A 24,261-nucleotide genomic window follows, 5' to 3' on the forward strand; every position below is an offset into this window, starting at 1 on the left:
GATCTGTAACGTGTATACCCATTTTTCCATATAAAAAGAGAGATCCAGGCACAGCTGCAGAATTTTTTCTGCAAAACTGGCTTGGTCTCTCAAAGTCTCCGGCCGTATATCTCTCGTTATTAACTTTTAGGTCATGTTGTGGGTTTAAAAGATCGTGTTGCTGCTACCGCATGTTTCCAGCCATCATAAAGCTTTTCGCCTTTTTCAGTCGACATGTTGCGAGTGTACGTTTTGTCAACTTTCCATTGCTGAGCGATTTCTTCTTTGTCTTTCCAGAATCCAACTGCAAGCCCTGCTAAGTAAGCTGCACCAAGTGCGGTTGTTTCTTGAATAACTGGACGTTCCACGGGAACATCAAGGATATCGCTTTGGAATTGCATTAACAAATCATTGGCTACTGCGCCACCATCAACTCGTAATGTTTTCAATTCGATCCCTGCATCTTCTATCATAACATCTACCACGTCTTTTGTCTGATATGCGAGCGCCTCAAGTGTCGCTCGAATGAAATGAGCCTTTGTCGTTCCGCGTGTCAACCCAAAAACTGCTCCGCGTGCATCTGTATCCCAGTAAGGCGTTCCTAAACCTACAAATGCTGGAACCATATAAACACCTTCTGTTGATTCTACTTCCATTGCATAGTTTTCACTTTCTGGAGCCGTTTCAATGATCTTCAAGCCATCACGCAACCATTGAATTGCAGAACCTGCAACAAAAATACTGCCTTCTAGTGCATACTCAACTTTGCCGTCAATGCCCCATGCCAAAGTTGTTAACAAACCGTGGTCTGAAACGACACCTTCTTCTCCAGTATTCATTAACATAAAGCAACCAGTTCCGTAGGTGTTTTTTGCCATGCCTTTTTCAAAACACGCTTGTCCAAACAAAGCCGCTTGTTGGTCACCAGCAATACCGGCAATTGGTACTTCATGACCAAAGAAATGATAATCTACCGTATTGGCATATACTTCAGACGACTGATGCACTTCTGGTAACATGCTTTTTGGCACAGTCAGAATGTCTAGTAGTTCTTGATCCCACTCTAAATCATAAATATTGTACATCAAAGTACGTGATGCATTGCTATAATCTGTTACGTGAGCTTTGCCACCTGATAGCTTATAAACCAGCCATGTATCGATGGTCCCAAACATCAAGTCACCCTTGTCTGCTTTTTCACGTGCACCTTCCACGTTATCCAGAATCCATTTTACTTTTGTTCCAGAAAAGTAAGCATCAACCAAAAGACCGGTTTTTTTACGGAACAATTCGTTCAAGCCTTGTTCTTTTAACTCGTTACAAATGCCGTCTGTTTGACGCGATTGCCAAACAATGGCTTTGTAGATTGGCTTGCCTGTGTGACGATCCCAAACAACTGTTGTTTCACGTTGGTTGGTGATCCCAATACCCGCAATTTGACTCGGACTGATATCCGATTTACGTAACACTTCTGCGATACACGATAAAACAGATGTCCAAATTTCATTGGCGTCGTGTTCAACCCAGCCTGGTTTCGGGAAAAATTGCTCGAATTCTTGTTGCCCTGTCTCGACGATTTCACCTTTATGATTAAATAACACAGCACGTGAACTTGTTGTTCCTTGGTCTATCGATAGAATATAGTCTTTGCTCAAAATGATTTCCTCCTTTAATAAATTATGAAATGCTTTCTTCTATTGTATCAACGACTGTATGTTCTTTTTTCAATTCTACACTTGCTGCTCCAAATAACACTAGTATTAAGGCACCACTCATTATCCAAAACGGCAATTCGTAAACACCGGTAAATAACGCTTTATAAAACAACGCGCCGTATACCCCTCCAAAAATAGGACCGACAATCGGCACCCACGCATATGACCAATCTGAGCTTCCTTTGCCAGGAATCGGTAACAACGCATGTGCAATACGTGGACCTAAGTCACGTGCTGGATTGATCGCATACCCGGTTGTGCCACCAAGTGACATTCCGATTGCTATGATTAACGCACCTACGATTAACGGATTCAAGCCTTCTGTAAAGTCATTGGCTCCAATGAACAATAAGCCCATAACCAATACGGCAGTCCCAATAATTTCACTAACCAAGTTGGAGAAGGGACGGCGAATTGCTGGAATTGTCGCGAACACGCCCAGTTTTTTGTCAGCTTCTTTAGTCCGTTTCCAATGTGGTAAATAGTTGAAGAAAACAATTGTCGCACCAATAATGGCACCGAGAACTTGCGCTGTGATATAAATCGGTACTTTAGCCCAAGGAAAGTCACCCACCGCAGCGAATCCTAGCGTTACTGCAGGATTTAAATGAGCTCCCGAAAAATTCCCTACTGCGTAAACACCCATAGTGACCGCTAGTCCCCATGCAATTGTAATAAGAACCCAGCCATTATTTTCTGCTTTAGAGTCTTTCAACACCACACCTGCTACTACGCCTGTTCCAAAAATGATTAAAATCATTGTGCCAACTACTTCTGCTAAAAATTCCGTCATCGTTTTGCACCCCTTTGTTTTTTAGCTTCAGAACTCTTTTAAAGAACACAAAAAGACCCACACTGAATCACACACTTTTACAGAAAAAGTGGTTGTTTCAGTGCAGGTCTCCGTTATCTCCAACACAGTTCTTAACTTGTAAGTATTAAGTTATCAGTTAATGAAAACGCTGTCAACTATTATATTTTCCACAGTTCTGGTTGGGATGTTGAAATGGCTTTTGCTCCACCGTTGTAAGCCAGTTGAATATCTTCTTGTGTTCGAATCAATCCTCCCGCAATAACAGGTATACCTGTCTTATCAAAAACCTCTTTAATGACAGACGGGATAATTCCAGGTAAAATCTCAATATAATCTGGCTTGACTTGATTGATCAACTTAATGTTGTGTTCAAGCGCTTGACTATCGAGTAAGAACAACCGTTGAATCGTCAGCAACTTATTTTTCTTTGCTAACGCAATCACATTACTTCGTGTTGACACTACTCCATCTGGTTTAACTTCTCTTACTAAATACTCAAAGCCATAAGCATCTGTTTTTAGCCCTTGGATCAAATCAACATGTAAAATAACTTTTTTGTTCGCTTTTTTTGCTACCAACACTAATTGTTTTAACTGCGCCAAGCGGATTTCCAGAAAAATAATGTATTCGTGATCGCTCTTCAACAAGCGTTCAAATTCCTTCATATTGCGCAACACAGGCAAAACGCCCTTCAGTTCATGCACTTGATTTCCCCCTTTAAGTCAATGCTACTTTTCATATTCATTTGCCCAACTAGCATCCCACTCAAAAATTTCGTACTTTCTAGCGGAGCCTGCAACGTATGGATCTTCCTTCACCAATGCTTCGCAGGCTTGACGCGATTCAGCCTTATAAATAACCAATCCTCCAGAACCATCCGTAAATTTCCCATTCGCAACCACTTTTCCAGTATTGCGCATCTCTTCTAGAAACTTTAAATGCTGCGGACGAAACTCTTTACTTTTGGCAACGTCTTTCATTGGTAACAACACAGCGAAATATTTCATAAAAAATCTCCTTTACTCCATTATAGTAAGCCCATTAAAAAAAGTCTGTTTTCTTTATGAGTTTTGCTCGATAAACACGTATATATGTTCCATTTTTTGGATATACTGTCCAAACTCATTAAAATACTGTCCAAATTCTAAAAATACTGTCCGTTCCAGACCAAATACTGTCCACTTTCACTTATTTACTGTCAAAGCTCTTAGAATAGTATAATCTAGAGCTGTCTATACATCCTTCATAAAGAGCTGATTGGCTACCAAGATGACTAAAGGTGGCCTATTTATTAATTAACGTTTTATTATTTTTCCCAATAAGTTGTTACCTTGTGGAGGAAGCAACAGAATTGACCTTGGATTGAATGCTAAACAGATTTTGTTGTCTATTCTTCATCGTCTTGTCAGTACCGGAGATGCTTTTCAAACACATAGTGGCATTGCCGTTTGGGATAGATGTAAAGTTCTTTTTCCATTCCCTGCTTTGTGTCTTTTAAGACTAAGCTAACATGCCCGTTATCCGCTATCTATTCCCTCGCGCGAGAGCTATAATTACAGTAAGAATAAAGGAGGAGTGACCATGGACACGGAGAAAAAACTGCACCAATGGCAACAAGCTAATTTGTTAGACCAAGACACAGTTAACCGGATTTTGGTATTTGAAAAACGCCAACCTGCTCCGAAAAAAATTCCTCTATTAGTATTGATCGGTTTGATTTTCTTTGCACTTGCTGTATTTAGTTTTATTGCAGCCAATTGGCAATCAATACCGGATTTAGCAAAAGTATTGCTCATGCTCGCATTGATGTGGTTATTTTACATTACCGCTCATTTTTCAGAAAAAAAAGCTTTTGGCTACCCCATTTTATTTAGAGTGATTGGACTTGCAATGTTTGGTGCTACACTTTTAACAGCTGCTCAGACTTTCCATTTCCCACTAGCTAATTCTGTTTTGCCATGGGCGATGTTTTTGGTAGCACTTGCTCATTATTTCTACTGGCGTCACGTGATGTATCCCATCATTGCGTTTATCTTTGGAATGTTCGTTTTAGTGTCATTCTTGCCTGATGTTGGATGGATCGAATGGGGCGTCTTTATCATCATCACAGTAGCTTGGTTCTACTTTAGCAAAGATTTTGCATCTGTTGTATTTAGTTGGCTGCTGTTATTTGCTTCAGGCTTTATGCTTTGGGGATTGGTCGATTACGAAAGCTTCTTATGGCCAATTTGGACTTTGTTCGCGCTGGTTTTACTGTTTGTGAGCAGTCCGGAAAACAAAAAACAACTGATTCGTCCACTCTATTTAACGGTTGCTGGCATTTTGCTTGTCGTGTATTTAGCCATTCGCGGACAATCGTTTATTGATTTAATCGATCAAAGTCATTGGACAGAAGCAATTGTGCTTGCGCTTGTTGGAGCAGGGCTACTGGTATTTAGTTCCCTCAAGTTTCGTTCACTCATATGGGTAGCCACTCTTGGCTTTATCGGGCTATTGCTATTTGATGAAACAGCGATTGGCTTGGCTGTTTTGGCTGAGCTGACTGGACTTTCTTACTTGCTCATCGCTCAACGCAAAAATGAAGCTTTAGGGTTAGGATTTCTTTACTTTATCGTCGTTCAATTTGTTATTTACATCATTTATGCGTGGGAACGTCTCGACATGTCTCTGTTCTTCCTCATTGGCGCGATATTGCTGTTTCTGCTGTCTGGAGCAGCTTGGTGGATTAACCGCAAGAAAGAAGGTGGACAGTCATGAAACCTTGGCTATTTCCAATCGTTCAAACCGTAATTGTTATGGTGTTGCTCATGAGTTATTACGCTGCTTCTTGGTTTGGTGAGCAATATGTGTTAAGAGCCGAACCTTACGATCCCTTTGATCCTTTCTACGGAGAGTATGTCATGTTGCAATATCCTGATTTAACAGCTCCATCTAATGCAACTGACGGTGCTGTTTATTTTACACTGACAACTGGCGATGATGGCTATGCCATTATCGATCGCATTGACAACGACTCGTTTTTCGGAGCGATTAAAGGCACTGCTTACGACGGTAACGTCACAGCGCCTCAATTAGAGCAGTTTTACGTTGAACAAGGATTGGGTCCACAACTCGAGTCGGCACTCGATTTAGAAGTCATCGTAGACGTTTCAAGCTGGGGAACTATCCGACCTGTCATTTTACAAGAACGAACAGAAAAATAATTCTTTTGACTAGTCCCCCAAAAAACAGGCTGTTCCAAACCGTCATTTTTTATGACAATTAGGAACAGCCTGTTTTTTTATACACACACTAATTTAACTCTGCTACATTCGATTTGAAAGCTCTTGTTACTCGTTTGCTCCGTAATAAGCAGCATCTCCCATTTCTTGTTGATTTTCAACGTTATTAATAACTACACCAAGTAAGCGTATTTTAGCAGCGGCCGTAATGGCTTCTTTTGCTTTAAGTGCTTGCGCTCTTTCCGTTTTCCCTGAATTTACTACGAGTATGGTTCCTTCACATTTGTTTGCTAAAATAACACTGTCCGTAACAGATAACACAGGCGGTGTATCAAAGATCAACAAATCGTATGTATCGAGTGCATGATCAAAAAGAAAATCCATATTGGGTGAGCTCAATAATTCAGCCGGATTAGGTGGAATCGAGCCACAAGGCAGTAAATCAAGATTTTCAATACCACTCGATTGAATGGCCATTTTCAAAGCAATTTGACGTGCTAATACATTCGATAATCCCCGTGTATTTGGAATTTTAAAAGTCTGATGCATCGTTGGCTTTCGCATATCTGCGTCAATTAACAAAACACGTTTGCCTTCTTGTGCAAATACAATCGCCAAATTTGACGAAGTGGTTGATTTACCTTCTGAGTGAGAAGCTGAAGTGACCACTAGTGACCTAATATCGCCGTCTGGAGAAGTAAAATGAATGTTCGTCCGTAACGTTCTAAACTGCTCAGATACACGTGATTTCGGATGAGTAATCGTCATTAACTTCCTACTTTTTGTTGCTAATTCCTTTTTATTTTTCACTCTTTTTGCGCCTCCCTACGTTTAAAAGCAATCGGCTCGTTTGCTGGGATGTCTTCTTCATTCATCGATGAGATAGCTCCTAAGACAGGAAGTCCTAATACGTTGTGGATATCTTCTTCATTTCTAAGCGTAGTATCCAAATAACGTAAAATCATTGCAATAGCTGCACCGACAATCAACCCTATAATAGCCGCTAACAAAATATTCAATGGTGGATTGGGAGACACTGGCGTTTGGTTTTCTGTAACTACTGCTGGTGACAGCAGTGTAACGTTGTCTACATTCATCAGTTCGATGATTTCAGCCTTAAACACTTCAGCTGTGTTATTTGCGATACTGACAGCTAAAGCAAGATCTGCATCTTGTACTACGATTGTAAGCAATTGAGAATTTTCCGTAATTTCAACGTTTACTTTTTCTTGAAGTTCTTCATAAGACACGTCTAATCCCAGCTGGCTAATTACTTGTTCAAGTATGATGGGACTCGTGATAATTTCACTATATGTACCAACCAATTGCAAATCAGTTTCAATACTTTGTGTAGTAAGCGTGACGATGTTTTGTTCTTGGTTAATTAGCAACTGTGTAGAGGTTTGATAAACAGGCGTCAGCAAATAATAAGAGACTGCTGCCGTAATAATCATAATCCCAATTGCAATGACCAGTATTAAACGAATACGTTTTTTTAGAATTTCATAAATTTCACGCATGCTAATGGTTTCTTTCATTTCGCCAAGCCTCCTTTCAATAACAAAACGGTATAAAAGACTAGACTCGGCTACAGGACATTTCCTTGTTTATCAATGTCCTTTCATCGAATTGACTGACAGAAGTCAACAATTAGTGGGAGAACGTTAGATGAATCTACGATTGTTAAAAGCAATCGCTTTCCGTCAATACGCGTCTTTTGAGCCGAACAACACGAGAATGGTTTTGAAGATCAATTTAATATCTACTGCTGTAGTTCGATTTCGTATATAATCCAAATCCATTTCGACCCATTCTTTAAAGCTAATATTACTTCGCCCATTCACTTGCCAAAAGCAAGTAAGTCCCGGAGTTACGCTGATTCGTTGTTTTTCGTAATTTGTATATTGCGCAACTTCATCAGGTAAGGCAGGTCGTGGACCTACGATAGTCATTTCTCCTTTTAACACATTAACCAATTGAGGCAATTCATCAATACTCGTTCTTCTAATAAATGTTCCAATTTTAGTAATTCTTGGATCAGATTTGATTTTGAATACAGGTCCAGACGCTTCATTTTGCTGTTGCAAAGAAGCCTTCAACTCTTCTGCGTTGCAAACCATCGATCTAAATTTGTACATGTCAAACGTTTTTCCGTGTTTGCCAATTCTTTTTTGCTTGAAAAAAACAGGTCCTGTAGGATTTTCTAGTTTGATCAACAAACTGATAACGAGAAATAGAGGCATCAACATGATCAGTCCCATTGTCGAACCGATCACATCCAAAATACGTTTTGTATACAAATAACCATTGCCAGTATTGGTTTTAACGCTTTCAAATACGTTCTCGTTGTATCTTGTTTTCACATTCGTTTTTTCTTTTTCAGGAGCAGATACTGTCATTTAAATCACCACTTTCTCTGTAGATTCCTGGTGCTCTTTAGATGGGCGCAGCTTCGACCAACTGTGGCGTAAACGGCCTGCCAATCGAACGATATTCTACTTTGTTCTTCGCCATTTCATTAATTGAAAAACAATTTCGTCCATCGATCACGAGTGGATTTTTCATCTTAGCAAACACAGTCAAGTCTACATTTTTTATTTCGTCCCAATCTGTTATGATTAGTGCTGCTTCACTGTTTTCAACGGCTTCTTCAATTGATGATGCATAGCAAACTAACGGATTAAGAATAGATTTCGCATTCTCCATAGCAATCGGATCATACGCCATAACTAAAGCGCCTTGTTTGATTAATTCTTCTGTTATTAAAATAGAAGCAGACTCTCGCAAGTCGTCTGTATTGGGCTTGAACGAAAGACCAAGCACTGCAATTTTTTTACCAGAAATATCAGACACACATTCTTTTAGTTTTCGAATTAGTATTCCTTGTTGCATTTTATTAACGTTTACAACACCTTTTAGTAACTCGAATTCATATTCGACATTCCCCGCAATTTGGATCAAAGCTTTTGTGTCTTTTGGAAAACACGATCCGCCATAGCCAATTCCCGCTTTTAAAAATTGACTACCGATTCGTTGATCCAAGCCCATACCAACTGAAACACTTTCTATATTAGCTCCCACTAATTCGCATATGTTAGAAATTTCGTTGATAAAACTAATTTTGGTTGCTAAGAAAGCATTAGATGCATACTTAATCATTTCCGCACTTTTAATGTCCGTTTTAAAAATAGGTATATTAAATGGCTGATTTATTTGCTCGATGACTCCAAATGCATGTTCGTTTTCCGCTCCAATGACAATTCGATCTCCATGAAATGAATCATAAATAGCTGAGCCTTCTTTTAAAAATTCAGGATTAGAAACCACTTCGACAGTAAACCTTCCCATCAAACGCGAATTAATGATTTCTTTAATCCGATGGTTAGTCCCGACCGGAACTGTACTTTTAGTAACCACAATCACATTGTGATCAATGCACTCAGCAATGTTTTTAGATGCTTCATCTACAAAAGACAAATCTGCAGAACCATCTGGATCTTCTGGTGTTCCTACAGCAATATAAATAACGTCTGCTTGCTGCATCCCCGTTCGGTGATCATTTGTAAAACTCAAGCGTTTAGCGGCACTATTTTTCATCATCATTTCACTTAATCCTGGCTCATAAATAGGTGATATGCCTTGTCTCATTTTTTTAATTTTTTCTTTATTTACATCGATACAGACTACATCGTGACCGATTTCAGACAAGCTCACACCCGTCACCAACCCGACATAACCCGTACCTATAACTGCAATTTTCATACCGATGCCCCCAAACTAAGTTAGTGGTGCAGCTGTTTTTCCAGCCATTAGTTCATTAATGATGTTTTCTACATCTTGGCCGAACTCTGGACTGTCTAACGCAAATTCAATTGTGGTTCTCAAAAACCCAAGCATTTCTCCGACATCGTAGCGCTTGCCTTCGAAGTCATAAGCATAAACAGACTTTACTTCATTGAGTCTTTGAATCGCATCTGTCAATTGAATTTCTCCACCCGCTCCTGCACGTTGTGTGCTAAGAAAGTCAAATATTTCGGGTTCCAAAATATACCGTCCCATAATAGCCAAATTTGAAGGAGCTGTTCCTGGCTTTGGTTTTTCAACAAAATTACTAACTTCGTAGCAGCGTCCTTCATTTGCTTTGGGCTCGATAATGCCGTAACGATGTGTTTCATGATCGGGTACTTGCTGAACTCCTATAACAGAAGCTTGTTTTTTATCGTATTGATCTATCAGTTGCTTTAAACATGGCTTTTCAGCTTTTACAATATCGTCTCCTAATAACACTGCAAAAGGTTCATTTCCAATAAATTTCCGAGCGCTCCAGACCGCATGTCCCAATCCTTTAGGTTCTTTTTGACGAATATAATGAATTTCCACATTCGACGTGTGTTGAACTTTTTCTAACAAGTCGAACTTCCCTTTTTTAAATAAATTATCTTCTAGTTCAAAATTTTTATCAAAGTGATCTTCAATCGCGCGTTTTCCTTTACCAGTCACAATGATGATGTCTTCAATCCCCGAAGCAATTGCTTCTTCTACAATATATTGAATTGTTGGCTTATCGACGATTGGTAACATTTCTTTTGGCATTGCTTTCGTTACTGGTAAAAATCGAGTTCCAAGACCTGCAGCTGGTATGATTGCTTTCGTTACTTTTTTCATTGAGTCACCATCCACCTTTCGCTTTTCCAACATCTTCATAACTGCTTTAGAATAAACATGCTCCCGGTTTTGAAAAGCTGTTTCCAGACGACTAACAAAGATCTGCATCACCGATCTTAAAATTCGAAAAATTCAACTAATTAATAACAGTTCTATGTGTGAGAAACAATCAATTCTAGATCGCCGTCAATAAAGTAATCTCCAATTGTTGCTGGCACAATAAAGTTATCACCTTTTTTTACAGTAGATATACTCTCTTCTGTGACAATTTGTCCAACACCATTGATGACACTAACTAATAGAAAACTATTTTTTACAGGTATCTCAGCTTTTCCACCCAGTTTCCAATGATAAACGGTAAAGTATTCTCCTTGGATTAAACGAGTCGATTCTAAATTATTTAATTGTTCTTTCACATTGTCTTGCACCACTTCTTTATGTGGACATGTCATAACTGCCATCGCCTGTTCTAAATGCAGTTCGCGTTTTTTACCTTCTCCATCAACGCGGTCATAGTCATAAAGCCGGAATGTGATATCGGAACTTTGTTGTGTTTCTAAAATCACAATGCCTTTACCGATTGAATGCAAGGTTCCGCTTGGAACATAGACAAAATCACCTTTTTTCACCTTTAAACTTTGAAAAAGATTTCCCCATTCTCCGTTAACGACTAGACGTTGAAATTCTTCTCTGGATTTTGCTTGATGGCCAATAATGATTTCAGCGCCTTCATCACAATCCAATATATACCAGCATTCTGTTTTCCCACTAGGCTGTGATACAAGTTCTTTTGCATAGAAATCATCAGGATGTACTTGAACAGATAATTGATCATTTGCATCGAGAATTTTCACAAGTAATGGAAATTCACTATCTGCTATATCAAATCCAAACAATTGCGGATAGCCTTGCCAAATTTCTTTTAAACTCATACCTTTCAACTGACCATTCATTACGATCGACGGACCATTTTCATGTGCAGAAATAACCCACGCTTCTCCCGTCGTTTGTGAAGGGATATCGTAATCGAATAATTTCTGAAGTTTCCCTCCACCCCAAATCCGTTCTTGAAAAACCGGTTTTAAAAAAACGGGTTCTTTATACATGAGATTTCCTCCCATCATAGAAATGATAAATCGCGTCTGATCTTAAACGTTTATCTTGCTACGTTATCCAAATCGAGCTGTTAGTTTTACTTTGCAAAGGGCTTCAATTTCATCCCATTCATGTGAAGTCCGGTAAATATCTTCTTCAATCAATTCACTACCAGTTTGTACTTCGATAATTTCCATATGAGTTGTAGCTTTTAATGTATGCTTAGCGCCGAGTGGAATATGAATGACGTCACCCGTTCGAACATGACTTAATTGATCATTAAAAACAAAAATCCCTTCACCTTTTACAATTGTCCACACTTCACTTCGTTTGTAATGCATTTGGTAACTCAGGTTTTTACCGGCATTGATTCCGAGTCGCTTGATCAATACTTCGTTGCCTTCAGCATATCTCGTATATTCCAATACGCGATACCAGCCCCATCTCCGCTCTTCGTACATTGGTCGAGCGTTAAAGCCTTCTACGTATTCTTTTACTTTAGTACTGGCATCTTTATCCGTAACCAAAATTCCATCTGGACTTGCTGCTACAACGACATTATCTAGTCCTAATAAAGTAATCGGAATACCAAGTTCGTTGACGATATGAGAATTTTTTACGCCTTTTCCAATAACACCTTTACCTGTTACTTGCACGGCCATTTCTTCTGTTAACGTATTCCACGTACCTAAGTCTTTCCAATAGCCGTCATAAGGCAAAGAGATAATATGATTTGCACGCTCCACTACTTCATAGTCAAAACTTTTTTTAGGTAATCGGTGGTAATTTCTCAGCAATTGAGAATACTCGACAGGCATTCCTCTTTCTTTTAAGAGGTCGATAATATAGCCCAATTTAAAAGCAAAAACCCCGCAATTCCATAAAGCATTTTGCTCGATTAACTGTTCTGCCTGTAATTCAGTAGGTTTTTCTTTAAAATAATCAACAGTCAAATAAGAATTATGTGTTTGATTGTCCGGTATAATATAGCCATATTTTGCAGAAGGATAAGTTGGCTTTACGCCCATTAATGCCAAGTCTGCTCCAGAAGCTAACAAAGCAGCTTCCAAATCTTGAACTCGATCAAAAAAGCGATTTTCTACATAAGGATCTACTGGCAGCATTCCTACAACTTCATCTACGCCACATTTCTGAACAGAATAAAGATATACTGCTGCTAATGCAATCGCTGGAAAAGTATCTCTTCTTTCAGGTTCAGTAACAACGTGCACGTCCTGACCTAATTGAGTTTTAATCATATCGACTTGAGAACTACTCGTCGCTATAATGGAATTTTCAGCCATCCCTATTTCTTCGATTTGTTTCCAAACTCGTTGAACCATTGATACTTTGTTGCCATCTTCATCACTAAGCACTTTAAGAAACTGCTTGGACCGCGCGTCACTCGAGAGTGGCCATAACCGCTTTCCAGAACCTCCTGATAGTAATACTAATCTCATATTACGCCCTCCTTTTTCCTATCCGGTCATAGTCTTATATAGTTCTTTATACATAATAGATTTTCAAAATTGGTAAATAAAAAAATAAAGAACCAGTACTATTCAGCTAAATGACTAACTAAATAACTAGAATATTCGTTTAATCCGCTCTTCATGTCCCTATTATATATATAAATACCTAATATTTCAACCAAATTTTCTAATTAATTAGAAATATCAGATATATATACCCATTTTCAATACAAAAGCTTGTCGTATCAAGGTTATTCAATTTTTTTCATTTTTCTAATTTTTTAGAAATTTCAACTCGTTTTTCTTGTTAATGTGAATTTCCAACTCATCAACTATTCTTTTTACTCTTCAAATTAGAAATTACAGACAAAAAAACCTACGAAATCGAATGATTTCGTAGGTTTTTTCTAGTGACTTCTTTTATTTTTTAGTCGCCACATTGCTATAAGAATTTTTTTGATGTGACTTTTCCAAACCAGAAGGATCTGCTACTGACTGGAGCACGTGGCGGTATTTATTGATCGAAGTGTCACGCGTTAAATGTTGTTCTAAATACACGCGACCTTTAGAGCCCATCTCTTTTAACTCTTCTGGTTTTAAACTTCGCAAATAAGTAATCGCGTGAACAACTCCTTGGTAATCTTGTGGTTCAATAACGATGCCTGCTCCGCTTTCGAATAACAGGCGCTGCACTTCACTGTCTTGCTCAAGAACACCTAGTACCGGCTTCCCGGCAGCCATAACTCCATATATTTTACTCGGCACAGAAACGCCTTTTATCCCTTTTTGATTGACAACCAAATGAACGTCCGCAGCATTCAGCGAATACTTAAGAAACTCTTTTGGTTGGTACGGCAAAAATTTTACATTGCTAAGCTCATGGTCGAAGGCATATTGTTGAAGACGCTCTTTAACTGCACCTTCTCCAATAAACAAGAAGACGATATCTCTTTGGTCCACAAATTCTTTAGCTACTCTAATCAAGTTTTCCAAATCATAATACAGACCTAAATTTCCAGAATACATAACAATGAATTTATCTTGCAGTTCATGCAGCTCTAAAAATTCACGTATTAACGGCTCGTTTTTATCAAGTGGCACTATTGCTTTTTCATCGGTCCAATTGCTAATTACCGTATGACTTGGTACTTGTTGTCCTTTAAAACGTTCTCTCAATGTTTTCGTCATGTCTTCGCCAACCAATAGCACTTGATCGGCATAACTGCAATTCAATTTATCAATAGCTTTGGCTACTTTAAAGACTAGTTGGTTATTTGTGTATGCCACTGCTTGTGCTTGTTCTGGGTTAAAATCATGGATACTGTATATATGGCGAGAACGCTTCAGAAATTTCCCAATCGTCCCAATCAAGCCTCCCAATACAGGAGGTTGCGAAATGGTAAAAATAACATCTGTTTGTTTTTCTTTAAGCAAAGCAATTGTCGCTAACGCAAAATAAGAAGTAATGTATTTCAAGCGACTTTTTTTGGAATTTTTATTCACTTCAGGTAATTGGATCCGAACCACTTTGATATTTTCTAAATGAGCTTCTTCAAAGATTTTTTTACTAGCACGTCGCTCTCCTGCATATCCAGGCTGAGCAGCAATGACCGTAATATCAAAGTCGTCTTGAAGACGTCCCGTTAATTCTGTCATTAATTGACTAGTTGCCGCTAAATCAGGGTAAAAGTAATTGATAACAAACGTAATTTTCCTTTTGCGTAACATAGGCTCTTCCTCTCCTGGACAACACGCATAAAACACGTTGTTTCCATTTAAAGTTCATCGAAAATCGCAACCAAAGAATCGGTGTATTTGTCTTCTGTATAAAACGCTTCATACGTTTCACGACTGATTCTCCCTAACCGCATTCGTTCTGCATCATCAACCACTAAGTCTTTAATTGCTGCTTTGACGCCTTCGACAGTAGGTTCAATCACCACACCACAATCTTTGATCAGTTCTGCGATAATTCCTCGATCTGCAGAAATAATTGGTAACCCTGCAGCCATGCCTTCAATAATCGACATTGGCTGTCCTTCTACTCTGTACTTTGTTGGCAAGGCCATCAAATCCGACTTTAAGAAAAAGCGTTTTTTTTCTTCTCCTTGCTTCAGCCCATGATATTGAATAAGCTCATTCATGTTGTTGTCTTCAATATAGCGTTTTACCTCTTGGAATTCCCGTTCGTTTTGAATGCCCCCCACTAAATCTAATCGCAAATCATACCCTTCTTGGATTAAAGCAGTTGTGGCTTTGATCAATTCAACATAGCCTTTCTCAAACATGAGATTGCTCAAATACAATAGAGAAAGCGGTCCTTTTTTCTTGTTTGGAACCACTTCATTTTTTAAAATAAAATCTGCCGGTATGCCATTCGACACTACTTCTACGCGCTTAACATGCCCTCGATAATTGGATGCTAATTTTTCACCTAGTACAATGCCGACATCAATTTTTTCTAACGAATTAACAATAAATTTCCGTGTCATTCCTGTAGTGGCATCAATCGTTCCACCCAAATTGTTGCCATGTAAATGACTCACTGCTTTGCCATGCCCTATAATTTTGCAGGCTTGAATCATTACACAATCGCGTAACAAGCCCATTTTTGTTTGCGAAATAGAAATATATAAAATTGGATGCTTCATACGAATTGATAAATACGCTGTGTACATAATCGCAAAAGAGTCACGGAATAATTTTTCAAAAGAAAGCGCACCCGGTCGTTCAAAGTCTTTGCGGTTTAAATTAATCTTTTTGACGTCATAGTGACGATGAAGTTTTTCTGAATTGTATAGAGATTGAAGAGCAATACTTTCTCCGAGTATCGGCGGAGGTAATGGTCCAACAAAAATCAACTCTCCCTTTTTTGTTCTAGTCATGTCGAATCCCCTCTCATCTAATTGACATTCGCTTGCGTTTTACAATTGGCAAGAGCACAAGCTATTAATGTGGATCTGTGGATTTTAATGCCGGTTTGTGCACTAAATCCTTTTCAAACGACGCGATAATAAAGTAGATGATGATAAAAACGGGAAGAATAATGACTAGCGGCTTAATATAATAGATAAAGCCATACCAAAGCACTCTTGCCACGGTTAAAACAATCCAGTAATACCCCAGCGCCAAACCAAAATTACCAAAAATTTTCTTTAAGATCAAAGCAGGTAAGAACAAAATCATGTATGTAACAAAAGGTGCTAGTACCATCCCAATCACTTTAAAATTTAAATAAAATTCTCCAAAAGCAAACAACCCGTAGTTTGTGTGAATGAGTGAAGCGACAAGATGGGCTGCTTCAGGACTATCTGCTTCAACTCCAAAGAAAGACGGGATCAACTGTGGAATATAATCTATGAGCGTATAAAAATTACCATAGACTTGCGTTACTTCCATCGCGGCTGCCGTTGAGTAAACAAGATCCTGAACTGTTGGGTAATTAATAAGCATGGATACAGATTCCAAGAGCGCTTCTGCATCAAAAACAAGCCCTGTATGTCGCACTAACCCTAAATAAGAAAAGACCAATAAGCCTCCACCAATTAATGCTGCTTTTTTGACTGAAAAACGCGACTTGATAACATCTAGTTTTTTTGTAGCAGTTAAAAGCAAGTATAAAATAAGCAACAAGCCTAAAATATCCACACGAGCGTAATGAGTTAACAACCAAAAAGGCACAAAGAAAAGCGCAAACTTCCGAATGGCACTTTCTTTCACCCCCATAAGCACGAAGAAATAAGAAATAACAACAACCGAGTTCCATGCATTGCCTGGCAATAAGCTTGGTGACAGATCTTTATAGGCGAGACCCGGTAAATCAGGCAAATAGATAATTGAAGCAATTATCGCTAACGCACTGAAAACCCAGGTAGCCAACAAACTATGAACCGTGCCTGAAAAATAACTTAAAATTTTGGCATCGTAATTGCGATAAGTTTTGTTTGTTAGCCAAAGCAAAATTGACCAAATATAATAAAAGAAAAGCGCGCCAAATGCCAAAGCGTAGAAATGTTTTTCAATAAGGTGAGTCCGATCATTAAACAAAGGCTGCACTTCTCCAATCGGAGCAAAACCTAATATGCTAACGACTGGTAAAAATAAAAGCACCAACGAAAAAGAAGCAAAACCAATTTTAAAGATATACATGTCCATGAGTAACTTACAAGAAAACAACAGTAAAATAAACAGGTTCCACGGATCGTCCGTCTTAAACACTTGATCTATACGCAGCAAATAATAGACAAGTGAAATTCCAACTAGCAGATTGACGATGATGTACAGGACTTTTTCAAATCGATAATCAGCTTCGATATGCTCTTCCATCGTCTCATTCCTTTATTCGTTTTTCCCTTTCTAACCATCCAATAATACCCAGTCCATACTCTTTGGTTTAAGAAGAGACATTGACAGACAGCAGACGAGATTCGCCGTTGGTTTTCTTGGATTGTCTATAGAGATAACCTAACATTTTCAGAGGTAAAAAAGTGATCAAGTAATAATACAGAAACTTTACAGATATGCGATTATTTTTGTATCCTTCAAGCAATACATGTCTAGATAGTCGTATCGTTTCTTTGTTTTGATCCATGATCCCTGTTCGAAAAATGACTTTCCAAATAATGAACACAAAACGGTGATACGTCGTTTTCCGCTGGTTTTCAGCCAACTCTTTGTACTTCTCAAAAATGCTTAAATGGCCGTTAAGCACTGATCGTTTATTGGTTGTAATACGCTCTCCACTATGGTGATAAAACAACACCATGCTGTCTTTCACAAAATCGAATTGAGTTACTTGTGCTAGCCGAATATACAAATCCCAATCTTGACAGCTAGGTAATTTCTCATCAAAGCCATTTACTTTATCTAACACCTTTTTTTTAACCAATACAGATGAAGTGGTATCAATGCAATTGGATTTAAACAACTCTGACAAAATACGGCCACGGCATTCCGGAATAATTTTACGAGTATTCAAGTTGTTTTCATTAACAACTTGAACACCTGTATAAACTACACCAATACCAGGTTGTTCTTTAAATTTTTCCAGTTGCTTTTCTAATTTTTCGGGAAGCCATTGATCATCTGAATCTAAAAAGCCGATAAAATCTCCAGTAGCTCGTCGAATTCCAGTATTTCTAGCCGCCGCTCCACCTTTATTGGTATCGTGTTGCAGGTAGATGATACGCTCATCAGTCATCTCTTTAACAACTGCCGCTGTATCATCTGTAGAAAAGTCATCGATAATAATAATCTCCATGTTTTGATGACTTTGGTTTTTTAAACTTCCAATTGCTTTTATTAGCAGTTCTGAACGATTATACGTTGGAATAATGACACTTACTTTATCAGTTAACCCTTCTGTCAATATGTATCCCTCCACTCGTAAAAAAGCCCACTCTGCTTACTGTTCCGAAATGGCACTTTTTTCTTTATCGATCAATGCACAATCATGCGTAACCATTATTTTTACTAATTCTTCAAAAGACGTAGCTGTTGGGTTCCAATCAAGCAGCTTTTTCGCTTTTGAAGGATCTCCCATCAACTGCTCAACTTCTGACAAACGGAAATATTCAGGATTGACTTCTACTACGACTTCCCCTGTTTTTGGATCAATTCCTTTTTCTTCAACACCTTGACCTTGCCACTCAATTTCAATACCTACATGCTTAAAAGCCAATGTCGCAAACTCACGGACTGTGTGCATTTGGCCTGTTGCAATAACAAAATCCTCTGGTGTTTCATGTTGCAAAATGAGCCACATGCATTCGACATAGTCTTTTGCGTAACCCCAGTCGCGCCGAGCGTCCAAGTTCCCTAATAAGAGCTTGTCTTGTTTACCGTTCGCAATACGCGCAACAGCCATAGTAATTTTTCGCGTAACAAAAGTTTCGCCACGGCGTTCAGATTCATGGTTAAAAAGAATGCCATTCACGGCGAACATATTATAAGACTCACGGTAATTTTTAGTGATCCAAAAACCATAAAGTTTCGCTACGCCGTATGGAGAACGAGGATAAAATGGTGTCGTTTCTTTTTGTGGAACTTCTTGGACTTTGCCATATAGTTCTGACGTTGAAGCCTGGTAAATACGCGTCTTTTTCTCTAATCCCAGAATTCGAACAGCTTCTAAAATCCGTAGCGTTCCGATACCGTCTACATCTGCTGTATACTCAGGTGTTTCGAATGACACTTTGACATGAGACATTGCTGCTAAATTATATATTTCATCTGGTTTGATTTCGCTAATTAGCCGGATGATATTGGAAGTATCTGTCATATCCCCGTAGTGAATATAAAAATTTTTACTAGACTTTAACTCTTCAATGTACAAATGCTCGATACGTCCAGTATTAAAACTAGAGCTTCTTCGAATAATGCCATGAACTTCATAGCCCTTTTCTAATAAAAAATCAGAAAGAAATGATCCATCTTGCCCGTTAACTCCTGTAATTAATGCCTTTTTCATGATGCTCCCCCTCAATGAATTGATAATGTACTTTTCTCTATATGTTCTAAAAACCACGTATAAGCCATCGTTAAGCCATCATCTAATGGAATTTTCGCTTCCCACCCAAGACTTGTTATTCGACCAATGTCTACTAACTTTCTTGGGGCTCCATCAGGTTTTGACGTGTTAAACACAATTTCCCCATCATAGCCAACTGTTTTACCAATCTTTTCTGCTAGTTCTTTAATCGAAATATCTTTTCCCATTCCTATGTTGACTAATTCATCGCCGTCATAAGTATTCATCAAGTAAATTACAGCTTCCGCTAAATCATCGGAATACAGAAACTCACGTTTGGGTGTTCCTGTTCCCCACACTTCGACTGTCGGTGTATTGTTTATTTTTGCTTCATGAAATTTCCGAATCAATGCCGGCAAGACATGTGAACTGTCTAAGTCGAAATTATCGTTTGGTCCAAATAAATTAGTTGGCATTACAGAAATAAAGTTAGTTCCATATTGACGATTATACGATTGGCACATTTTAATGCCCGCAATTTTAGCGATTGCATATGGCTCATTGGTTGCTTCAAGTTCACCTGTTAATAGAGAATCTTCTCTCATCGGCTGTGGGGCAAGTCTAGGGTAAATGCAGGTACTGCCAAGAAATAACAATTTTTGGACACCATTGCGATGAGCCGCATCGATTACATTTGTTTGAATCATTAAGTTATCTCGAATAAAATCGGCAGGGAAATCGTTATTTGCAACTATTCCGCCTACTTTAGCAGCTGCTAGAAATACGTATTCTGGTTGCTCTTGTGTAAAAAAAAGATCCACTTGTTGACAATTTGTAAGATCTAACTCTTTGCTAGTACGATAAACAATATTGGTATATCCATTTTTTTGTAAGTTTCTAATAATAGCTGATCCTACAAGACCTCTATGTCCGGCGACATAAATTTTCGATTCTAGCTTCATAACTACCTCCACCTTTCCAACTGATGCTAAATACGACTTAAAGACTGTATAAGACCGATTTAACTTTCAAAAAACAAAAAACACTTTTAACACAAGACTATATACTTACCTAAATCTTTTATTTTTCTTATTCTACCATACAATAGTCTTAATATTACAGATTATTTAGATTATTTGATATTTTATAACTAGTTTACTTTAAGCCGCTGTCGCTAACTTTGTTTAGCTGCATTTCGTTTTCGAAAAAATCCTTTAACTTCACTTGCAAGGTCTCGTTGATTTACGCTAAATAAAACCCCATAAATCAATATTCCACTAATAACATCGACCGCGACAATGCCAATCGGCTCTACACTTGTTAATAGCTTGTTAATGCCATATAAAAAAGCTACCATTATTGCGGAATGTACTACCGGTTTTGCAATCAATCGATTTAATTCACTTAAACACTCACCAATAATTTGACGAATTCGCACAAAATAACTGACGTAAAACAAGATCATTCGTAGCAGTCCCACTGCTACAGCTACTACCGCGATACTGCCAGATAAGCTCGCAAGAAAGACGACAACTGGAATAATGCCTAATTGAAACAGTTGCCAGTAGAAGCTCCATCTTACTTTTCCTACCGCGATAAACAAGCTACCGCTCGGATTTCCTAACGCTTTAAACAATCCGTATAAGCAAAGAATTTGGATAATGATCGTGCTTCCGATCCATTCGTCACCGAGCAAAACTGGAACTGCAAAGGGTGCTAATACAAGGACGCCTGCAAGTAAAGGCGCATTAAAACTAGTCAATAAATTGGTAATCAGCAAATATGTTTTTCTTAATTTACTTTTATCCAATTGAATTTTTGAAAATACAGGAAAAGCTACTCGATTAATCATAGAATTTAATTTTTGCACTGGCTGCATTATCAAATTCATGGCCATGCTGTAATAACCAAGTGCCACGGATCCTAAAACAACCCCAACGATCATTTGATCAACTTTTGTGGTGAAATAATTGATACTCGTGGAACCAAGACGATACAAACCAAATGCAACAAATCCTTTAATTGCAGTCCAAGAAAAGAGCAGTTGTGGTCTTGTTTTTGGATTGCGATACCCGCCAATCACCCAAGGTACGCTTCTAAATAACGACATAACGATATGACCATAAACCAAAGACCATGCACCGAGATCTGTAGAAACCGCCAAGTAAACCGTTACCAGCACACCGATGGTCGTCGCTAAAATTTCGTTTTTGGTGATTTGTAGAAATTCTAATTTTTTTGTTGCTAGTGTCTGAAATTGAAGACCAAATGGCAAGATGATAAAACTAACACCTACCACTTGAATCATGGCAGTTAAACTAGGTTCATTAAACAAAAAGGCAAGTGCAGGAGCCATTAAAAACAAAATCAAAAACAAAACAAATCCGATGAAAATCGAAAACCAATACAAGCTAGATAATTCGATTTTTGTAATTTTTTCTTTTTGAATAATGGCATCCGTTATGCCCATCTCAAGGAATAATTGAGAAAACTGAATGACAATTTGCACCATGGCAATCAAGCCAAAAACTTCAGGTCCAAGTACCCTCCCCAAAATCAGCAATTGACCCATTTGCAAAATGCTAGTGACGAGCATAGATACGGAAGTGAGCTTTACACTAGTTACTGCTTGATTTTTCAAAGACGCCATAAGCCACTCCTCTAATCGCGTTTAATATAAAATTTTTTTCCACATGTTTCGGCGTTGCTTTGGAAAAATTCCATACGGTCTGTCTGCAGTGAAATCTTCCGGAAAGCCATTGAGATCAAACGATTCTGTAACCTTAAGTGGTAAGTTGTCGTATCGGTACAAAAACTCAAAATCGATAATCTTTAATCCTTCAGAAGTAAGAAGAAGATTTCCCGGATGAAAGTCTATTAACGCGTATCCTTTGTTATAGAAAAATTCATTGATGCTGAAAATTTCTTGCTTATATTTTCGTTTCAAAATTTGCTTTTTAATATGCCAACTTTCCGATAACGGATTTGTTTTCAAATAAGGAATAATAATATAATTGTCACCACTGCTCAGTAGAGGCGGTATAAAATCACATTCTTTGCTCAGTTCACCGTAAACAAATTTTTCACGGTTTAAAAATCGTTCTTTGCCTGCTTTATACGTTTTTTTCACAGCTTTCTTGCCTTCATATCGAATCACTTCTACTTTGGCTCGTCGTTTTTTTTCAGAAACGTCTGCAATCACTTTTTCAGGTGTTCGATATGCCTCATCCCACTCTACAATGATTTTTTTGACTTCTGTTAACAAATCCGGTGTTATCGCCGCCATATAATCTAACGCTTCAATTTCATCATCTGCACTATGAAGTGGATTGGCGCGTTGATCTATAGCCAATGTAAAATTGATCTCTGAACGTAGTTGTTCTTTTAACAAATAATGCTCATTTGACACATGCGGATATTTTTTCTTCATTTTTGCATTTAGTTGTTTGGGATGATAGTCATACATCACCAACAACGTGGATGGCTTGCCTCCACTAACAGCCCATGGGCCTTGCCCCCAATTTCCACCTCTTAAATTTTGAGTTGCGTTTCTTTTTTGTTCTTCATTTAGTTTCACAGCTCGTACAAGACACAAGCCATTGCGTTCAAACCAATCCACAATTTTGCTTGTCAGTTGTCGCTCTTCTGCCCATTCGCGCACTACAAAGACCATCAACTCTCCGTCTTTTTCGAAATTATGTTCACTCGATTGAATAATCGATTCGAGCCATTTACCGCTAACGCCAATCAATTTGCGGATTGTATCTGTTGAAGGAGCCCAGCCGTGTTCATCCAATACGCGGTGAAAGGATTCAAGACTAACTTCATCAAGCTGGATCTTGTTTTCATCAGCTAATCGCTTTAGAATTCCCGGATAATCGTGGTCTTGTGGAATTTGTTTAACAACTTCTCCAGACCTTACGGGAATCCCTGATTTTTCTCCTTTATGATACACCGCATGATACATCAAACTGAGAAAATGATGAAAGCTTGACGGAACGTAATACTTGTCTTTCCACAATTGTCGTTGGTCAACAATTGTTTCAGCGATATACGGAGGATAATAAGCAATGTTTTTAAAATTACTTCCTGTTAGTCCGCCAACGCTATAAATATCAAATGGTAAAATGCCAACCGTTTCATTTAATAAGTCGCGTACGAGTTCGATGTGTTTATCGGAAACAAGTAAATCTACATCTTCATCGAGATCTAGAAAAGGAAGTTCATCAAACCAACGCAAAACCACATACTCCAACTGACGTTTGTTGAGAAGTTCAAAAAACCCTTCTATTCCAAGCTCAGGCGATAAGTATTGTCGTGCTGTTTTTTCTTGTGGATAGTTCCGTTTAAAAACAATTCCTGTTCTTGCTTTATCGGTATTGTCGAGAAAAGTTTCAAAAGAGAACTCCCAGTTTTTCTTTCGTGCCATTTTATAAGCCCAAAGCGGTAAAAAACTAGCGCGATCGATGATGTTTAAAGGCATATACACAATCAATTCAGCTGACGAATGAAACGCATTTTTCAAATCTAAAAAGTCAGCTTTGTTTATAACTAATACGTTTGCATTGTTTTTATACGTAATTGTTTTTTCAACAGTGTAATACAAATTAGGATCTCGACTAATTTTAGGCTTTTGTGTGCAAATACCTATAAAATTTTCATAGCCTGAAAATGCTAGTTGTTTTTTCAAGCTACTCGTTTCAGCATTGTATTCTAGTATTTTGACTGTTTTTTCAGTTGGATATGCAGCTGTTATAAATTCACTGATTGTCGGCTGATTTGCCATCATCCAATTCCTCCTCGTCCACCGGCAAGTCAGGTCATGCGCATT

21 protein-coding genes are annotated in these 24,261 nt (G+C 38.3%); 2 read left to right on the top strand and 19 right to left on the bottom strand.

Annotated features, from left to right (window positions below; all coding sequences use genetic code 11):
• Positions 1–131: 131 nt before the first annotated feature.
• From glpK to I858_RS12475, 4 genes are all read right to left on the bottom strand, one after another.
• Entirely contained in the window at positions 132–1,634 is a 1,503-nt protein-coding gene (gene glpK / locus I858_RS12460) for a glycerol kinase GlpK (protein WP_049694720.1), read from the bottom strand.
• A gap of 22 nt (positions 1,635–1,656) precedes the next feature.
• On the bottom strand, positions 1,657–2,487 hold the full coding sequence (locus I858_RS12465; protein ID WP_049694719.1) for an MIP/aquaporin family protein: 831 nt from the start codon (positions 2,485–2,487) through the stop codon (positions 1,657–1,659).
• Positions 2,488–2,666: 179 nt separating this feature from the next.
• On the bottom strand, positions 2,667–3,212 hold the full coding sequence (locus tag I858_RS12470; protein ID WP_049694718.1) for a glycerol-3-phosphate responsive antiterminator: 546 nt from the start codon (positions 3,210–3,212) through the stop codon (positions 2,667–2,669).
• Positions 3,213–3,236: 24 nt separating this feature from the next.
• Entirely contained in the window at positions 3,237–3,515 is a 279-nt protein-coding gene (locus I858_RS12475) for a YciI family protein (RefSeq protein ID WP_049694717.1), read from the bottom strand.
• Positions 3,516–4,089: 574 nt separating this feature from the next.
• On the opposite strand from I858_RS12475, the gene I858_RS12480 reads away from it, so the two are divergent.
• Positions 4,090–5,265 (top strand): DUF2157 domain-containing protein, encoded by a 1,176-nt coding sequence (locus tag I858_RS12480; RefSeq protein ID WP_049694716.1) that lies wholly within the window; start codon positions 4,090–4,092, stop codon positions 5,263–5,265.
• Positions 5,262–5,711: a GDYXXLXY domain-containing protein gene (locus I858_RS12485; RefSeq protein ID WP_049694715.1), complete on the top strand. Its 450-nt coding sequence runs from the start codon at positions 5,262–5,264 to the stop codon at positions 5,709–5,711. The genes I858_RS12480 and I858_RS12485 overlap by 4 nt, the downstream gene beginning before the upstream one ends.
• A 126-nt stretch (positions 5,712–5,837) precedes the next feature.
• Here I858_RS12485 and I858_RS12490 read toward each other — a convergent pair whose 3' ends face one another.
• From I858_RS12490 to I858_RS12560, 15 genes are all read right to left on the bottom strand, one after another.
• On the bottom strand, positions 5,838–6,539 hold the full coding sequence (locus I858_RS12490) for a CpsD/CapB family tyrosine-protein kinase (RefSeq protein WP_420812608.1): 702 nt from the start codon (positions 6,537–6,539) through the stop codon (positions 5,838–5,840).
• Positions 6,536–7,267 (bottom strand): YveK family protein, encoded by a 732-nt coding sequence (locus tag I858_RS12495; RefSeq protein ID WP_049694714.1) that lies wholly within the window; start codon positions 7,265–7,267, stop codon positions 6,536–6,538. Before I858_RS12495 ends, I858_RS12490 begins: the two co-directional genes overlap by 4 nt.
• A gap of 165 nt (positions 7,268–7,432) precedes the next feature.
• Entirely contained in the window at positions 7,433–8,128 is a 696-nt protein-coding gene (locus I858_RS12500) for a sugar transferase (RefSeq protein WP_049694713.1), read from the bottom strand.
• A 37-nt stretch (positions 8,129–8,165) separates the two neighbouring features.
• Positions 8,166–9,491, bottom strand: a complete 1,326-nt coding sequence (locus I858_RS12505; protein ID WP_049694712.1) for a UDP-glucose dehydrogenase family protein — start codon at positions 9,489–9,491, stop codon at positions 8,166–8,168.
• A 15-nt stretch (positions 9,492–9,506) separates the two neighbouring features.
• A complete protein-coding gene (galU, locus tag I858_RS12510; RefSeq protein WP_049694711.1) occupies positions 9,507–10,394 on the bottom strand; it encodes a UTP--glucose-1-phosphate uridylyltransferase GalU in 888 nt (295 codons plus the stop codon).
• Positions 10,395–10,546: 152 nt separating this feature from the next.
• Positions 10,547–11,500: a mannose-6-phosphate isomerase, class I gene (manA, locus tag I858_RS12515; RefSeq protein WP_049694710.1), complete on the bottom strand. Its 954-nt coding sequence runs from the start codon at positions 11,498–11,500 to the stop codon at positions 10,547–10,549.
• A gap of 63 nt (positions 11,501–11,563) precedes the next feature.
• Positions 11,564–12,949 carry a sugar phosphate nucleotidyltransferase gene (locus tag I858_RS12520; RefSeq protein WP_049694709.1) on the bottom strand — a complete coding sequence of 462 codons (1,386 nt, stop codon included), beginning with the start codon at positions 12,947–12,949 and terminating at the stop codon, positions 11,564–11,566.
• A 432-nt stretch (positions 12,950–13,381) separates the two neighbouring features.
• The gene (locus I858_RS12525; RefSeq protein ID WP_049694708.1) at positions 13,382–14,689 is read right to left on the bottom strand and encodes a glycosyltransferase family 4 protein; all 1,308 of its coding nucleotides are present in this window, start codon (positions 14,687–14,689) and stop codon (positions 13,382–13,384) included.
• A gap of 47 nt (positions 14,690–14,736) precedes the next feature.
• Positions 14,737–15,846 (bottom strand): glycosyltransferase family 4 protein, encoded by a 1,110-nt coding sequence (locus I858_RS12530; RefSeq protein WP_049694707.1) that lies wholly within the window; start codon positions 15,844–15,846, stop codon positions 14,737–14,739.
• Positions 15,847–15,910: 64 nt separating this feature from the next.
• A complete protein-coding gene (locus tag I858_RS12535) occupies positions 15,911–17,287 on the bottom strand; it encodes a hypothetical protein (protein ID WP_049694706.1) in 1,377 nt (458 codons plus the stop codon).
• Positions 17,288–17,354: 67 nt separating this feature from the next.
• Positions 17,355–18,329, bottom strand: a complete 975-nt coding sequence (locus I858_RS12540) for a glycosyltransferase family 2 protein (RefSeq protein WP_049694705.1) — start codon at positions 18,327–18,329, stop codon at positions 17,355–17,357.
• A gap of 36 nt (positions 18,330–18,365) precedes the next feature.
• Positions 18,366–19,430, bottom strand: coding sequence for a GDP-mannose 4,6-dehydratase (gene gmd, locus I858_RS12545; RefSeq protein ID WP_049694704.1), 1,065 nt, complete (start codon positions 19,428–19,430; stop codon positions 18,366–18,368).
• Between the two features lie 11 nt (positions 19,431–19,441).
• Complete coding sequence (gene fcl, locus I858_RS12550) at positions 19,442–20,392, bottom strand: GDP-L-fucose synthase (protein WP_049694703.1); 951 nt, start codon at positions 20,390–20,392, stop codon at positions 19,442–19,444.
• Between the two features lie 212 nt (positions 20,393–20,604).
• Positions 20,605–22,080: an MOP flippase family protein gene (locus tag I858_RS12555; protein WP_049694702.1), complete on the bottom strand. Its 1,476-nt coding sequence runs from the start codon at positions 22,078–22,080 to the stop codon at positions 20,605–20,607.
• Positions 22,081–22,101: 21 nt separating this feature from the next.
• The gene (locus I858_RS12560) at positions 22,102–24,219 is read right to left on the bottom strand and encodes a hypothetical protein (protein ID WP_239457155.1); all 2,118 of its coding nucleotides are present in this window, start codon (positions 24,217–24,219) and stop codon (positions 22,102–22,104) included.
• Between the last annotated feature and the right edge of the window lie 42 nt (positions 24,220–24,261).

Origin of the sequence: Planococcus versutus (assembly GCF_001186155.3) — a bacterium.
Taxonomy (GTDB): domain Bacteria; phylum Bacillota; class Bacilli; order Bacillales_A; family Planococcaceae; genus Planococcus; species Planococcus versutus.

Coding starts and splice junctions, on each gene's coding strand:
- I858_RS12465 (WP_049694719.1), bottom strand. CDS start 2,487: ATGACGGAATTTTTAGCAGAAGTAGTTGGCACAATGATTTTAATCATT.
- I858_RS12520 (WP_049694709.1), bottom strand. CDS start 12,949: ATGAGATTAGTATTACTATCAGGAGGTTCTGGAAAGCGGTTATGGCCA.
- I858_RS12500 (WP_049694713.1), bottom strand. CDS start 8,128: ATGACAGTATCTGCTCCTGAAAAAGAAAAAACGAATGTGAAAACAAGA.
- manA (WP_049694710.1), bottom strand. CDS start 11,500: ATGTATAAAGAACCCGTTTTTTTAAAACCGGTTTTTCAAGAACGGATT.
- I858_RS12505 (WP_049694712.1), bottom strand. CDS start 9,491: ATGAAAATTGCAGTTATAGGTACGGGTTATGTCGGGTTGGTGACGGGT.
- gmd (WP_049694704.1), bottom strand. CDS start 19,430: ATGAAAAAGGCATTAATTACAGGAGTTAACGGGCAAGATGGATCATTT.
- fcl (WP_049694703.1), bottom strand. CDS start 20,392: ATGAAGCTAGAATCGAAAATTTATGTCGCCGGACATAGAGGTCTTGTA.
- I858_RS12535 (WP_049694706.1), bottom strand. CDS start 17,287: ATGGAAGAGCATATCGAAGCTGATTATCGATTTGAAAAAGTCCTGTAC.
- galU (WP_049694711.1), bottom strand. CDS start 10,394: ATGAAAAAAGTAACGAAAGCAATCATACCAGCTGCAGGTCTTGGAACT.
- I858_RS12555 (WP_049694702.1), bottom strand. CDS start 22,080: ATGGCGTCTTTGAAAAATCAAGCAGTAACTAGTGTAAAGCTCACTTCC.
- I858_RS12485 (WP_049694715.1), top strand. CDS start 5,262: ATGAAACCTTGGCTATTTCCAATCGTTCAAACCGTAATTGTTATGGTG.
- I858_RS12525 (WP_049694708.1), bottom strand. CDS start 14,689: ATGTTACGCAAAAGGAAAATTACGTTTGTTATCAATTACTTTTACCCT.
- I858_RS12475 (WP_049694717.1), bottom strand. CDS start 3,515: ATGAAATATTTCGCTGTGTTGTTACCAATGAAAGACGTTGCCAAAAGT.
- I858_RS12530 (WP_049694707.1), bottom strand. CDS start 15,846: ATGACTAGAACAAAAAAGGGAGAGTTGATTTTTGTTGGACCATTACCT.
- I858_RS12560 (WP_239457155.1), bottom strand. CDS start 24,219: ATGATGGCAAATCAGCCGACAATCAGTGAATTTATAACAGCTGCATAT.
- I858_RS12480 (WP_049694716.1), top strand. CDS start 4,090: ATGGACACGGAGAAAAAACTGCACCAATGGCAACAAGCTAATTTGTTA.
- I858_RS12495 (WP_049694714.1), bottom strand. CDS start 7,267: ATGAAAGAAACCATTAGCATGCGTGAAATTTATGAAATTCTAAAAAAA.